Genomic DNA, 15,026 nt, shown 5'->3' on the forward strand with positions numbered 1-15,026 from the left:
TCACCTTTTAATTCTTATTCTCTAAATATTTCAGAATTTGACTACATATATACTTAAGGTCCTTATTCACTAAAGGATATTTAAAAGGTATTGATAATACCCTTGGCCATAAATAATCTATATTTTCTGACTCAGTTGCGTACTTCGAAAAAATAGGGATCTCACTCAGGGGTAAGTAATTCCAACAAGTTTGTATACCTTTTTCCGCTAAATGTACAGAACACTCATATCTATCAGATAATTCTTTGAATATAATGGTAAAATAGTTTAAATAAACATTCTGAGCTGAAAATATAATCTTAACGCCATACTTTTCTTCAATTTCCTGCAGCATTGTATAACACAGACTAGCGTTGCATATATTTATTTCTAAAATCTTCTTTGTTTTCTGTAGGTGTTTATCAATTAACAATGAACGTACTATAGACATTCTTTTTGGATTTATAACTTCCGTTTTCTCCGGTAAAGAATCTAATTTACTATTATTATAGGAGGGCAGAATCTCTAATTTCCTCCAATAATTAGTAAATAAACTCAGTACTCTACTCTTTTTTATTTTTATAGCCAATTGTGTTTTTAAATGATTCTTATAATCTAAAATTACTTCTTCCTTCTTTTCTTCACCCATGTCACATAATTCACTTATTGTACGATTAAGAAGTAACGCTCCTCCCCCAATACTTGGGATCGGTTTAGTTCCCCCAAAACTTAAAATACCAATGTCGCCTAAACTACCAACTGGCTTTCCATTTTGATAAGAAAACATTGCTTGTGCAGCATCATCGATGATATAAATATTATTTTCTCTAGCCCAGTCAATAATTTCTAAATCGTCATGACATCCATACAAGTGCGTAAGAATAATTGCCTTTGTATTAGCATTCCAATGTTTTTTTATTTTATTAAGAGAAATTGAATGATTAGTGTTTAAATCAATTAATACAGGTTTTGCTCCCACCGTTAATATTGCTTCTATTACATTAGGACAATTAAAGTTTGATAGAATTACTTCATCTCCCTTTGCCACTTTTAAGTACTTTAAACCAACTACTAATGCAGATGTACCGCTATTAGTTAATACAATTTCTGCATCCGGATAAAGAGCTTGAAGACTTTTTTTAAGTTTAGAATCATTAGGTCTATATACACTTTTCAAAAAAAATACATGATCAGATATACTCCAAGGAGAAGAATATATGGGATACTTAATTTTCTTTGGATTCTTAGGATATAGATACTGTGTTTCCATACTTCTCCCCTATTATTATCTCTAGTCCTTTATCTAATGAAATAATTGGTTGATAGTTTAAAAATAATTTAGCTTTCTCTATTGAAGGGATTCTTCTAAAGATTTCAATGCTAGAATTTCGGACTCCCTCTTCACCTAAATCAAGAAATTTAATTTTACTTTTATTGCCCATTAATTCATTAATTTTTATTGCTAGTTCTTCCATAGATATAGGTTTGTTATTGCCAATATTAAAATCTGCAAAGTTTTCTCCTTCATATTCAAAGGCTAGTATAGTTCCGTTAACAATATCACTTATATAACTAAAACATCTAATTTGCTGTCCATCTCCATAAATAGTAATATCTTCACCACTATGAGCTTGTTTTAAAAACTTAGAAATTACAAAGTTATCATTTTGTTGTGAACCGTATACATTAAAATAACGAACCACTCTAATTTTTAAACTATTACTAGCGTATTCTTTCAAATAATCTTCGGACATTAATTTAGCTTTTCCATAAGCTGATTTTGGAATTTTAATATCATTTTCTTTAAACGGAACACTCACTCCATCCCCATATACCTCCGAACTGGAAGAAAACAATAATTTTTCTATGCCATTTTCGTTACAAACCTGTACAATATTTTTCGTGCCTTCAAAGTTCACCCTCACTACATCTTCTTCATTTAAAAGGCAATTATCAACACCCACTAATGCAGCTAAATGGATTACCCCATCGACATCAATAAGATTTTCTCTTAATGTTGCAATATCTAAAATATCAATTTCTTTAAAAGGAACATCGTAACTACTCAGCTTCCTCACGGAGGCTTTTTTCATTTACTAGTCTGATATGTACTTTTTGTGTGAATACTAGATATATCAGACAAGGAGGTGGTATTTATGTTGAAAAAACAAGAAATTCTAGCTGTCTATCAAAAGGGACCTCAAGCTATTTACGATTTTGTTCATCAATTAGAAAGTCAAATACAGAATTTAAAAGAGCGTATAGAAGAATTAGAAAATCGTTCAAAAAAAAACTCTACAAATAGTCATAAACCACCCTCTACAGATGGTTTTCGTAAGCCTATTACAAAAAGTTTGCGAAAATCATCCCAGCGTCAAACCGGTGGCCAGTTGGGCCACAAAGGACATACACTTCATTTGACAACGACTCCTGACAATATGATTACCTATTCTCCTACGCATTGTATTTGTTGTCACACGTCCTTAAAACATGAACCTGTAAAAGGATACCGCATTCGCCAAGTGTATGATTTACCACCTATCCTGATAGAAGTCACAGAACATAAAGTGGAACAAAAAGAGTGCCCACATTGCCATTCTATCCAAGAATCCCAGTTTCCCTCTACTGTCTCTCGTCCTGTTCAATATGGTCCAAATATAAAAACACTGATTCCTTATTTAACACATTATCAATGCCTTTCTTTGAAACGAACAAAAGAATTCTTTCAAGATTGTTTTGGACATTCGATAAGCGAAGGGACGTTAGTCAATCATACCCATGCTTTTTCTGCTCAATTGCGGCCGTTTCTCGAAGAAGTAAAAGAACAGATTCTGCAGTCTTCTGTTGTCCATTTTGATGAAACCGGTATGCGAGTAGAAAATAAAACACAATGGTTACATACTGCGAGTACACCGGAGGTGACATTTCAACATATTCATGAAAAACGCGGAAAAGAAGCGATGGATGCAGGTGAAATCTTGCCTTCTTTTTCTGGAATTGCTATGCATGATGGGTGGAAACCGTATGATGTGTATACAGATTGTCGTCATGTTTTATGTAATGCCCATCTCTTGCGAGATTTGCAAGGGATTATAGATAGTACCGGAGAAACATGGGCACAACAAATGAAAGAATTCCTTACACAAGCTTTGACAATAAAAAAGCAATACAAGGGAAATATTCCAGAAATAGAGAAAAAGAATCTGTTTGCCGCATACCAGGCCATATTGAAAGGCAAACAGGTGCCTTCTGCAGAACAAAAAAAGAAAAGAAAACAGACGCCTTCTCAAAATTTATGGAATCGCTTTGCTAAGTATGCGGACAGAATTCTAGCGTTCTTAGAAAGTCCAGATATTCCATTTGATAACAATCAAGCGGAGCGAGATATTCGGATGACGAAAGTCAAACAAAAAGTGTCTGGGACGTTTCGAAGTAAGGAAGGTGCAGAATCATTTTGCCACATACGTAGTTTTATGAGCACCATGAAAAAACAAAATCAATCAGTATTACAAGCGATAAGTCAGGTGTTAAAAACCGGAACGGTTCCTTGGAATACCACTCTTTCGTAAGAGAATGTTTCTATTTCATATAGATTCTTTCTCTTATCGGAGTGTGTTCTTTTTCATGTTTTCGAACAGGAAACATGTATTTGGCATGCTTTTTTGTTTAACTAAGCTGAGTAGTTACGGAACATCAATACTTGGTTTAAATTTATCAAATATAACTACTTCATACCCCCTTGCTAGTAACTCCTTTGTAACATGCTTACCAATAAATCCGCTGCCACCAATAACCCCAATTTTCATAAATATTTACCTCCCTATTTTTAATTGATATAGACTTTTTAAAGACGTTATAATATGTTCAACCTCATTGTCTGTAAGAGCACTATACAGTGGTAATGAAATAATTTGATTAAATATCTCTTCCGTTTTAGGTAAATATACGTTAAATCTCTCTTCATAATACGGATGCATGTGAACAGGAATAAAGTGAACACTTAGCCCAATGTTTCTCTTTTTCATTTCTTGAATTACCTGATCTCTACTAACAGGAGAATTAGAATTAATTTTTATAACAAATAAATGCCATGCGTGTTTTACACTTAGATTGTTAGTATAATTAGGTAACGTTATATACTCTTGAACCTCTTTTAATTCCTCTTGGTACCTTTCAGCTATTCTCTTGCGTTTTTCAATCATTTCATCAGCTCTTTTTAACTGACTAATACCCAAACTAGCTTGTAGATCCATCATGTTATATTTAAACCCAGGTAATAGAACATCATAACGCCAGCTTCCTTCTTCACCATAACGATTCCATGCATTTTTGGTGATACCATGCCAACCATATAATCTAGCTTTTTCAGCAATCGATTCATTTTTAGTGACTAACGCTCCACCTTCACCTGTTGTTATATTTTTTGTGGCATAAAAACTGAAACAAATAACATCTCCATGTGTACCAATTAAAGTATTATCATATTTTGTTCCTAATGCATGCGCTGCATCCTCTATCAAAAACAGTCCGTATTCTTTACATAGTTTTTGAAGTTCTTTTAATTTAGCCGGATATCCAGCAAAGTGAACTGCAATAATTGCTTTCGTTTTTTTAGTGATTTTTCTTTTAACATCTTGAAGATCAAGACATAAATTCTCTTCATCTATATCTACAAATACAGGTTTTGCACCTACATGCATAATAACGTTTACACTTGAACAAAAAGTAAAACTTGGAACTATTACTTCGTCTTCTAATCCAACTCCCAGAGACAGTAATGCTAAATGTAATGCGGCAGTCCCTGAATTACAACTTACTACATGTTCAGTATTCAGATATTCTTTTAAATTCTCTTCAAACTCTATCACTTTTGGCCCCTTTGAAAGCCATCCAGATTTAAGGGCAGAAACTACCCTATCTATATCTTCATCATTGATTTCCGGTCGATAAAAAGGAATAAACTCTACCATGTAATCACCTACAAACTTATAATATTTTTTTTATATACTGATTCATCTTTAAATATGTTTCTTGTGTCTAAAATTAAACAATTTACCTCGTTAAGCAATTTAAAATTAATGCAATCATGATCCGTATGAACAATAATTAAAGTGTATTTGTCTAATTGACTTAGGTTTAAATCTATAGATTTTTTCAATGTGTTATCGCCCACAATGAGTTCCTCTATAAACGGATCGTAATAATCCACGTTATAGTCTTCTATCATTAAATCATTCATAATATCCAAAGCTGGCGATTCCCTAGCATCATTAACATTCTTTTTATATGCAACACCAACCATAAGAATATCCTTACCATCTTTATCATCTAGTAACTGTAGTGCTCTATTAAGAACGTACTTAGGCATGTTTTCATTAATTTCTCTTGCCACATCAATCATTTTTGTTGCTAAATCCTTATTATTTGCAATCCACTTAAAATAAATAGGATCAATCGGAATACAGTGTCCTCCTACGCCAGGGCCAGGATAGAATTTTTGAAATCCAAATGGCTTAGTTCCTGAGGCATCAATTACTTCCCAAATATTTATGTTTAACTCATTACAAATTTGTGTCATTTCATTAATAAAAGCGATATTTATAAAACGATACGTATTTTCTAATAACTTAGCTGTCTCTGCTACTTCTGGACTGCTTACCTTATGAATATCCTTAATTAAGTTACTATAGAAAGCTGCTGCACAATCGGTACAATTAGATGTAACTCCACCTACGATTTTTATAATATCTTGAATTGAAAACGATTGATTTGCAGGATCGATTCGCTCTGGAGAGTATGCTACAAATATATCTACACCAATTTTAAAATTAGTTTTCTGTTCTAATTTGTATAAAACTTCTTCTCTTGTAGTACCTGGATAAGTAGTACTTTCTAAGATAATTAATGTACCTTTTTTAATGTATTTAACTATTTCATCAACTGCTGAATGAATATATGTTAAATCTGGTTGTTTACTAGTTCTTTCTAATGGTGTAGGAACACATATAACTACAACATCACATTCGTTTATATAATCCATTTCTGTACTAACAAAAAATCTATTTGTATGTAAAGCATCTTGGATTTCAGTATCTTGAATATCACTGATATAGCTTATTCCACGTTCTAGTTTTCTTATTTTTACTGAGTTTTTATCAAAACCTCTTACCGCATAACCTACTTCTAAACATTTAAGAGCCGATGGTAGTCCAACATAACCTAGGCCTACATATCCAATACACGCATTTTTATTTGCAATTTTTTCAACTAATAAACTTTTAGTTTCATTATTTAATACTGTGACCATTACTTATCACTTCCCCAAAAGATTTGATATTAAAATGCTTACTAGCAAATAATAACTGTGCGTTCTAAAATCCCATGGATGCATATAAAATACTGAATTAGCAACAAACTACATTTTTGGCACTATCAATCCTCCTAATTTAATAAACATCTAAATTTGTAGAAATTCATGCGAAATATCAAGATGTAATTTATATCTATAATATTCACACGTTATTTTTTGGGATTCAATTGATATTTTTCTATTTTTTTACTTTCTCAATATATAATAATATTTATAACTCAGAAAATTCTTTTTTTAAAAAACCAAATATTTTTATATCATTAAAACAATATAATAGTTGTTATATCTACATTTAGTACGATTTTCATCCTTGAATAAAGAAAAAATTATGCTTATGATTATCCAATAAATCCCATTTTTTAGTGATTTAAATGAACATTTAACCATAACTAAAATGGATGAGTTTCATATTTTTTACTTTTCATTAAAATTAATGGAAAAAAATCTATCTGAATTATAAAAAACAATTTGAAATATATTCAAATTGTTGACATAACAGATGAATTTATTAACACTTGTTGATTTTGTAATAATTCTCAAATACATAAACTCCTTAATGCTACCCAAAAATCATAATGACGCTTTACATCAAAAAAATTGCAACCCTCTACATTTAATGGGGGTTGCGATTTTTATGTACAAATAATTTTTATAAATTTTGCGTTAACCTAATCATATCCATACATTGAATACCATTTTCATATATTTCTTCATTATAATTTCGTAAGAAAAAGTCCTTATCCACACTGGTTATTCTAAAACCACATTTTTGATAAAGGCCTAGTTGCATTAAACTAGAATTTCCTGTGCCTATTTCTATAGTTTTATATTCTTCTTTTTTAGCATAGTCTATAGCAAACCCAAGTAAATATTTCCCATATCCTTTTCCTTGCTCTTTTTCGGAAACTGCTATATTTATAATCTCAATCGTTTCTGTTCGGGTAGGAATTAAAATCATAATACCTACAGTAACAGCACCTTTTTTTAAAACAAAACAATCTCCCTTTTTAAGATATCCATTAACTACTTCTGTTGAGGGATCAGCTAGTAACAATAACTCCATTTCTTCCATGTTAATACTTGTACTTTTTTCTATACTAATTCCATCCACATTATTTAATTCCATTTCTAACATCCTCCCAATCAATATTTTCAATTAATATCTTAAATGAATTCCTTCTTATAAGACAATATCAAAAACAATATTAATGTTTTTTAATAGACAGGGTGCTGGGAAATCTTTTTGAATTTTATAGAATGAATATAATGAAATATAATAAAGACTATAAATTTTCCACTTTAAATTCACTTAATCCGTATAATAGGTATGTTATTTTATTTCTGTTTTTTCATTTCTTCTTGCCATGTAGCACCAACACCACCTGATGGTGTATTCCACCGGTCTTCTTGTCGTTTAATACGCTCCATGTCTGCATCGCTCGGCTTAAATCCTTCTACTTCCTTATGTTGCTGTTCCTTATTATGATATTGTTCAACTTCTTTATTATTAGGTTTACAATTGGTAGTAGCTTCTTCGGGCTTATTATCTGCCTTTATACCTGCTGTACTAGATGCGGGCTTATCATTCGTTTCAATATTCTTGCCTTCGTTTATTTGAGGCTTGTAATTATTTGGATTATTCTCATTAGATTGCACGCCTACGTTTTTCTCTTCAGCCCAAAGATTATTTTTTTCACCCCATCCAACAGGAATAACTGAATACATTTTGTTATCTTGACCAACATAATCCGCACCAAGTAACTAATCATTTCATATTTATTTTTTCATTTACTTTTGTTGGAAACTCGTCTATCTTCACATCTTCCCAAGCTATTGCACTTTTTTTCAGTGTAATATACATGTAGAAATACTTCTTTACGAAGATTCAAGTTGTACCACATGTATCATCTCACTATTTACAAAATAAAGTTAGGCTCAAAATTCTTACACTTGAACAACTGTTTTGTTTTCATACCGTTTATAAGCCTTTGTAGAGGAATAGTATTAGTATGTCCAAGTTTGATAACTTTTTTTCACCAAAACCTACAACTGATCTCATCACTACCATATCTTTATCAGTAATTATCTTCATTGTGGGTTCTTAAATTAAACTATTTTCATAACATATGCAGAAGAAATATAACCTACTTGTTTTTAATCTGCCGTTTTAAATAGTGCGTTCTAAAAAACTACTCTTCTTCTAAAATAGCGTAATAATATTCATCCCACCATTCATTCCCATGTGGTATACACTTCCTAAAATAGCCTTCTCTTCTCATTCCAATCTTCTCCATCACTCGATATGATGGAATATTTTGTGGCTGACATGTAGCTATAATCCTATGTAATTTCATTTCCTTAAAGCCATATTTCAATGTAGCTTGTGCTGCTTCAGAAGCATATCCTTTATTGAAGTATTTTGGATTGAACACCCAACCAATCTCATATGTATGCTCACCAAAATATTTATGAAAAACTATATGACCAATCAGAATATCTTTATTAATTAATACTACAGGAAAGTTCTTAGCGTTTTCACCAATGTTTTCATTCACAAAGTTCCTTGTATTTTCTTCAGTAAAAACCCCTTCAGGTATGTATTTCATAACATTGATATCTGATGTATACTCATGAACAGCTTGCCAATCTTTGAACTCAAATTTTCGTATTAATAATCTTTCTGTTTTTATAAACATTTACTTTTCCCCCTCAAAAAATTGCAACTATATTTAAAATCCACTTTTAACCCTTAAAACAAAAAGAACTTGCAGGAATCTCTACAAGTTTTTTTATTTTAAGGTGAAAATACGGGCCAAACAAACAAACTATCTTACAGCTTGACTTTAGAAACTTTAGGGGTAATGCTTTGACAAATATACTATATAACAAATATTGACATCCACGGAATTTATTTTTGAAAATTTTGTGAATTAAGAAAGAAAGTAGTTTTTTTCTTAGATATTATTGTTAATAACTGATGGTATCATTATATTTCATTCTGCAACTTATTTAGAAGAGATATGTACATTTCGAAGAAGTTCTTCAATAAGTTTTGTTTTTTCATTTACCTTTGTGGCATATGTGAAATCACCATAACAATATGGATACCTAAAATTATTTTTATTTCCACCACAAGTATACATCGCTGGATTTTGATCAACCTTCATCTTAGAAAACGTTTTGGCTGAATCCTCCGAGTGTTGTTTAACTTCTTGACTAGCAATAAAATCAATATACCCTGGCCCCATATTATAGCTTTGAATAATTGTATCCATGCTAACATCCTTGTCCGTTCCATATTTGTACATTTTAGCAAAGTGTTTTACCCCTTGTTTAATGCTCAAGCTTGTCTCTTGAATTTCATTTGGTTTTAATCCAAGTGATTGTTAGTGATAGGTAAGGATTTGAAGTTATCTCTACCTTTTCCCCCACTCCACACCGTACGTGAGACTTTCATCTCATACGGCGCTCCATCTAATTTGCTTATTGTTTAATTTTTTCTAAATTACAAGCTCTTCGATATTGGTTTATTCGTTTAACTTGTTCCACAGTCAACGAATGTCTTTGAAAGTAAAATTCAATCGTTTGTTTATTTGTCATGTGAATTAATCTATGAAGTTCTTTATGAATGATTCTAAGATTTGCGTATTCATCTGTTCCACCTAATTCCTTCGGAATATAATGATGGCAATGCAGCTCACTTGCTGATAAAAATTCTTTGAGTATCTCACATTTTCCATTCAACATAGAATACCTTGCCATTCGATTATCCAAGTATTCTATACTTTCATTCGGGATATTTGCAGTTAATAGTTTCTTAATTTCGCTTAACACCAATTTATTTAACTCAATATGTTTGGCAATCCTTCGGCCTTGTTGAGTATAAGGCGTTTGAGTTTGCGTGTAATTCCATATAGTTGCTGTTTGTATATCCGCTAGTGGAAATAGGTAAATACCACATACTTTAAATGTTCGATACTTATTTTTAAAGAATTTTGTATACACCGGAGGTGCATTGATTGGAACTTCATATTTCCCGACACCTTTTAATCGATTGAATATTACTAATGATAGGTTAAATGCAAGCTGTTTCATTTCAATATTTACATGTGTAGCATACCTAAAATAGTTACGCAGTCCAAGTACATAGGCATTATATAATTGCACATTTTTCCGAGTTGTTGACAATTGAATAGCCTTTATTCGCTTTTTAATCTCAAGTTTGATTTGCTTCTTTTTCTTATTTGATATCCTAGAGTTACACACCCATTTGTTTCTTTTAGGTACTACATATAATGAATATCCTAAGAACTCAGATTTGTTTTTCCTAAGGTTGATTATTCTGGATTTTTCTGGTGAAATATCTAGCTTCAATCGTTCCTTGAGATACATTTTTATCGCGAAAAACCATTTTTGTGCCGTTCGGAAATCCTTTGCCATAATTTTAAAATCATCTGCATAACGAACAATAAATCCTTGTTTCAATTTAGTACCTTTCATCGCTCGCTTTTGATTTGCATTATTTGTATATGGATATGATGTTTCAAAATAGTGCCATTGACTTGCTATCCATTGGTCTAAATCATTTAAAACTATATTGGATAGTAATGGCGAGAGTATTCCACCTTGTGGTGTTCCCTTTTTTGGAATTCCAAATCCCTTAATTGGTGCTTTTAGAATTAAATAGATAAGTTTTAACACTCGCTTATCTTTAATACCCATATTCCACAATTGTTTTAGAAGTAATGTGTGATTAACATTGTCAAAGAATCCTTTTATATCTATATCTACCGCGTAATGAAAAGTATTTCTGCTTATCAAAAACATTACTCTAGAAATGGCATGTTTTGTTCCTCTCATCGGACGAAATCCATAACTATGTTCGTAAAATTTCGCCTCGCAAATCGGCTCCAAAATTTGCCTAATCATTTGTTGAATTAACCGATCAAACATAGTTGGAATACCTAAAGGTCTTTTATCTCCATTGGGCTTAGGAATAAAAACTCTCTTTACTGCTTTTGGTTTGTATATCTCTAGTTGTTTACAAACCAATGATAAAAATTCCTTTTTATACATTGGTTTATAATTATCTATCGTGAACAAATCCGTGCCAGCTGTTTTGGATCCCTTATTAGATTTTATTATTCGGTATGCTAAAAGAATATTGTTCTCCGAAGTAATCAGTTCATATAGACCATGGAATGATTTATTTCCTTGACTTTCTTCATATAACCTATCAAATGTTTCTTGCATATTGTAATATTCCCAATATCTCATTGTTGTGCTCAACTGTGGAAACCTCCTCGGTTTTTGCCCACATTCCTACCTGACCATTGAGCTTCATTTTCTTAAAATTAAACATAAACCAAACTAGACTTGGGACCATCCCTCCACGTTCATTAGACGCTTCAACGGTACTGTGCCCCTACCTTCACAAAAATAAAGGAATTTCGGCTCATCACCTTATATCCACCTGCCCAGTAGTAGCTGTTTGCATGTAGCAGTTTTTTGCTTCCCACGTTCCAATATATCTAGCTATTCATGATAACCGTAGGTGTTTGCTATAAGCCTGTAGAGTTTATAAGCTCATCGTTGCTTATCCCGAATTTCAGCCATCCGACCCTTACTTTTCGGTGCTCTACCACACTCTTGTGTGCTATACCTTTCGATATAGTGCAATTTTAGACCCGTACATTCGCAAATTCGTCAGACCCATAAGAGCCATTCTCACCATAGTTATCTTTTCAGCCATCCGACCTATCCTACACCATATGATTAAAAATCACTTAGGCTCGTTCAGCCGACTTCACCTAGCTTCATACACAATCTGTCTACTAACAAATCATGCATGTAGGAGTATTAATGGAGTTGTTTCAATTCAACATGACGAATTTCATTCCAACTCTCGATATATTAGTTATTGTTGCTAAAGATAAATTCCAGCAACACTCTCACTTCACGTCTAAACGCTTATAGAGAAACGTGTCGCGCCGGATGACTGCATAGGGTCGTTTCCCTCACCTCTACTCTCTTGGTACATAATTCCTAATAAAACTGCAGTTTTCTCTCCTAAATTATATTTTTCTAATTCTTTTTTTAAGGTAGACTCATATTGCAATACACGTTTTTCGGTGGCTAGTGCTTTATTTTGTTGAATATTGGTTTTATGATTAAAATAAAGCATTCCAAGTATTATTCCTAAGCCTAAAATACTAATAAGGAACACTTTTATAATTTGTTTTTTACTTGTATCCTTCATATATTCCTCCTCGTATAAAAAATTCAATTTTTCAAAGGTAATTGGTTATTTACAAACTATGTAATGAACATCTATCTCCCGCCCTTTTTAGACTCAAACATCAATACTTTAAGGTTTCAAGTTTAATATAAAAATTTAAAGATAAGGTAAAGATAAGATAAAGATAAGATAAAGGGCATTTTTTATACGTACTTTAAAAGATATTGGTACAAAGGGATATGTGGGGAAATTTGTTGATACAAAAGGAATTAGTAATAATGGAAAGGTTAACGTACAAATTATTAATTATGGAAATATCATTCCAGAAGATCTACCCTATCTTTTCAATATACTTCATATAAAAAATTACAACATAACATATAATAAAAAACGGCAAACCCTCGACGTAGGAGAATCCACCATCACAAATAAATGATTATTTCACACCTAGTTTTTTTTTTACTTTCTTAGGAAGCTCGTCTTCCTGCACTTCCTCCCAAGCTGTTACACCTTTTTTATCTAAATGATATACACGTAGGAATAGACCTACGCTACCTTCTTTCTTCACCTTCCCATAGAATTTGTTAACATTATCATCTTTCTCCTAACTAACATCTGTTACTTTTACTAATTTCATATGAGAAATCCCCTCCAAATGTACACACTAAGAATGAGATTTGATAGAAGATGCTTGTCTACATTTTGACTTTTCCAAAATACGAATAATATACCATTCGTTAATGGTCTGATTCGACTTTTCCTATTGAAACTGGAATATTTGGTCAAATATATTAAACACGCAAATAACTTGATATCGTATCTCATGATTTTTAAGAATAATTCTGTTTTTCATTGTAGTAGTAAGGTTGTTTATCTCATATTGAATTACCTTTCATTTTTCTTACAAGCTCGCAATGTTTTTGAAAATACAGTTTATAAAGCCGAGAATTATGATTTTTTCAGAGATAGCATTGAGGGGTTTTTCATATGCACTGTACTATACTCCCGTACAGGTTTCATTTACAATTCATTGTATTTTCTTTACCGTTCACCAAGTTAAAATGGAACAAATTTATTACTTAGAGTGTCTATTATGTGTATTCCTAAAAATATGAAAGGACTTATTATTCCCAAAAGTAAAGTGATGTAAAAAAAGTGTGTATTGAAATACTTCATTTAAATGTTACGAGTTTAATACTTTCACAGGTAAACTATTACAAGTGTAAGCAAAAAAGAAACACCCTAAACAGTAACCGTTCATTCATATAAACGCTTTGGTTCTGCTTATCCTGTTAAAATTCAACTTCAGAAGTATTGGTATCCAACACCCACTTTAATTAACATCGGTATTTAAAATACCAAAACAAAATCCATATATTGTTGAAAGAGGTTGAAAATTCATGTACGTTTTAAACAAGTTCTTTACCTACAAAAAGATTGTACCTGTCGTATTACTTTCATGTGTAACACTAATAGGGTGTTCTAATAGTAATACTCCATCTGAATCACCTAAGCAAACAAAACAAATAAAGCAAATTAAACAAGAAAATACAGGTCATGATTCTTTTGCTAAGCTTGAAAAAGAATATAATGCTAAGCTTGGTATTTATGCTCTGGATACAGGTACAAATCAAACTGTTGCTTATCATCCAAATGATCGTTTTGCATTTGCCTCTACATCTAAATCATTAGCAGCGGGAGCTCTTTTACGTCAGAACTCAATAGAAGCTCTTGATGAAAGGATTACGTATACGCGTGAAGACCTTTCTAATTATAATCCAATTACAGAAAAGCATGTGGATACAGGAATGACGTTAAAAGAACTTGCAGATGCTTCTGTTCGATATAGTGACAGTACGGCACATAATTTAATTCTTAAAAAATTAGGTGGTCCATCCGCATTTGAAAAAATCTTGAGAGAAACAGGAGATACGGTTACTAAATCTGAACGATTTGAACCTGAATTAAATGAAGTACATCCTGGAGAAACGCGCGATACCAGTACACCAGAAGCGATCGCTAAGACACTTCAATCATTTACATTAGGATCTGCACTTCCAACAGAGAAACGTGAATTATTAGTAGATTGGATGAAGAGAAATACGACTGGTGATAAGTTGATTCGTGCGGGCGTACCAAAAGGATGGGAAGTAGCTGATAAAACAGGCGCAGGATCTTATGGAACAAGGAATGATATTGCGATTATTTGGCCATCAAACAAAAAGCCAATTGTTCTTGCCATCCTTTCTAATCATGATAAAGAAGATGCAGAATATAATGATAAGCTTATTGCTGACGCGACTAAAGTCGTATTAGATACTTTAAAAGTTACGAATAAAAACTAATAAATTAATAGTTTTCCGTGTTAGGGAGTATATTCTCTGATAAGAGTAACCATACATGAACGTCAAATGATGTTAGAAAACGAAAAAACACGCA

Annotated in this window: 8 protein-coding genes and 6 pseudogenes; 2 read left to right on the forward strand and 12 right to left on the reverse strand. The window is 32.0% G+C overall.

Translation table 11 applies throughout. From position 1 onward, the window contains the following. Positions 1-7: 7 nt before the first annotated feature. Together MHI28_RS04425 and MHI28_RS04430 are read right to left on the reverse strand one after the other, a co-directional pair. On the reverse strand, positions 8-1,249 hold the full coding sequence (locus MHI28_RS04425; protein ID WP_086412990.1) for an aminotransferase class V-fold PLP-dependent enzyme: 1,242 nt from the start codon (positions 1,247-1,249) through the stop codon (positions 8-10). After that, positions 1,224-2,042, reverse strand: a pseudogene (locus MHI28_RS04430) (NAD-dependent epimerase/dehydratase family protein); the annotation flags it as partial. The pseudogene MHI28_RS04430 and the gene MHI28_RS04425, both read right to left, overlap by 26 nt. Positions 2,043-2,135: 93 nt before the next feature. Here MHI28_RS04430 and tnpC point away from each other — a divergent pair. After that, positions 2,136-3,548 (forward strand): IS66 family transposase, encoded by a 1,413-nt coding sequence (gene tnpC / locus MHI28_RS04435; RefSeq protein ID WP_197233369.1) that lies wholly within the window; start codon positions 2,136-2,138, stop codon positions 3,546-3,548. Positions 3,549-3,665: 117 nt separating this feature from the next. Here the strand turns inward: tnpC and MHI28_RS04440 are convergent. From MHI28_RS04440 to MHI28_RS04485, 10 genes and pseudogenes are all read right to left on the reverse strand, one after another. Continuing rightward, positions 3,666-3,785, reverse strand: a pseudogene (locus MHI28_RS04440) (NAD-dependent epimerase/dehydratase family protein); the annotation flags it as partial. Positions 3,786-3,791: 6 nt separating this feature from the next. Continuing rightward, entirely contained in the window at positions 3,792-4,949 is a 1,158-nt protein-coding gene (locus MHI28_RS04445) for a DegT/DnrJ/EryC1/StrS family aminotransferase (protein WP_017763167.1), read from the reverse strand. An 8-nt stretch (positions 4,950-4,957) separates the two neighbouring features. After that, positions 4,958-6,286 (reverse strand): nucleotide sugar dehydrogenase, encoded by a 1,329-nt coding sequence (locus tag MHI28_RS04450; protein ID WP_000259078.1) that lies wholly within the window; start codon positions 6,284-6,286, stop codon positions 4,958-4,960. Positions 6,287-6,998: 712 nt separating this feature from the next. Then, entirely contained in the window at positions 6,999-7,475 is a 477-nt protein-coding gene (locus tag MHI28_RS04455; RefSeq protein WP_000422453.1) for a GNAT family N-acetyltransferase, read from the reverse strand. 209 nt (positions 7,476-7,684) lie between these two features. Then, a pseudogene (locus tag MHI28_RS04460) lies at positions 7,685-8,110 on the reverse strand (hypothetical protein); the annotation flags it as partial. Positions 8,111-8,538: 428 nt separating this feature from the next. Beyond that, a complete protein-coding gene (locus MHI28_RS04465) occupies positions 8,539-9,045 on the reverse strand; it encodes a GNAT family N-acetyltransferase (RefSeq protein WP_000470152.1) in 507 nt (168 codons plus the stop codon). A 309-nt stretch (positions 9,046-9,354) separates the two neighbouring features. Beyond that, a pseudogene (locus MHI28_RS04470) lies at positions 9,355-9,735 on the reverse strand (lysozyme family protein); the annotation flags it as partial. 97 nt (positions 9,736-9,832) lie between these two features. Continuing rightward, positions 9,833-11,638 carry a group II intron reverse transcriptase/maturase gene (gene ltrA / locus MHI28_RS04475; RefSeq protein ID WP_340827644.1) on the reverse strand — a complete coding sequence of 602 codons (1,806 nt, stop codon included), beginning with the start codon at positions 11,636-11,638 and terminating at the stop codon, positions 9,833-9,835. Positions 11,639-12,341: 703 nt separating this feature from the next. Continuing rightward, positions 12,342-12,608, reverse strand: a pseudogene (locus tag MHI28_RS04480) (lysozyme family protein); the annotation flags it as partial. A gap of 415 nt (positions 12,609-13,023) precedes the next feature. Beyond that, positions 13,024-13,128: pseudogene (locus tag MHI28_RS04485) on the reverse strand (YxeA family protein); the annotation flags it as partial. A gap of 859 nt (positions 13,129-13,987) precedes the next feature. Between MHI28_RS04485 and blaIII the strand changes: the two are divergent. After that, on the forward strand, positions 13,988-14,932 hold the full coding sequence (gene blaIII, locus MHI28_RS04490; protein ID WP_340827645.1) for a class A beta-lactamase BlaIII: 945 nt from the start codon (positions 13,988-13,990) through the stop codon (positions 14,930-14,932). Positions 14,933-15,026 lie beyond the last annotated feature (94 nt).

Origin of the sequence: Bacillus sp. FSL K6-0268, from assembly GCF_038005425.1 — a bacterium.
In the GTDB taxonomy this organism is placed as follows: domain Bacteria; phylum Bacillota; class Bacilli; order Bacillales; family Bacillaceae_G; genus Bacillus_A; species Bacillus_A thuringiensis_S.

Coding starts and splice junctions, on each gene's coding strand:
- MHI28_RS04465 (WP_000470152.1), bottom strand. CDS start 9,045: ATGTTTATAAAAACAGAAAGATTATTAATACGAAAATTTGAGTTCAAA.
- tnpC (WP_197233369.1), top strand. CDS start 2,136: ATGTTGAAAAAACAAGAAATTCTAGCTGTCTATCAAAAGGGACCTCAA.
- blaIII (WP_340827645.1), top strand. CDS start 13,988: ATGTACGTTTTAAACAAGTTCTTTACCTACAAAAAGATTGTACCTGTC.
- MHI28_RS04455 (WP_000422453.1), bottom strand. CDS start 7,475: ATGGAATTAAATAATGTGGATGGAATTAGTATAGAAAAAAGTACAAGT.
- MHI28_RS04425 (WP_086412990.1), bottom strand. CDS start 1,249: ATGGAAACACAGTATCTATATCCTAAGAATCCAAAGAAAATTAAGTAT.
- MHI28_RS04445 (WP_017763167.1), bottom strand. CDS start 4,949: ATGGTAGAGTTTATTCCTTTTTATCGACCGGAAATCAATGATGAAGAT.
- MHI28_RS04450 (WP_000259078.1), bottom strand. CDS start 6,286: ATGGTCACAGTATTAAATAATGAAACTAAAAGTTTATTAGTTGAAAAA.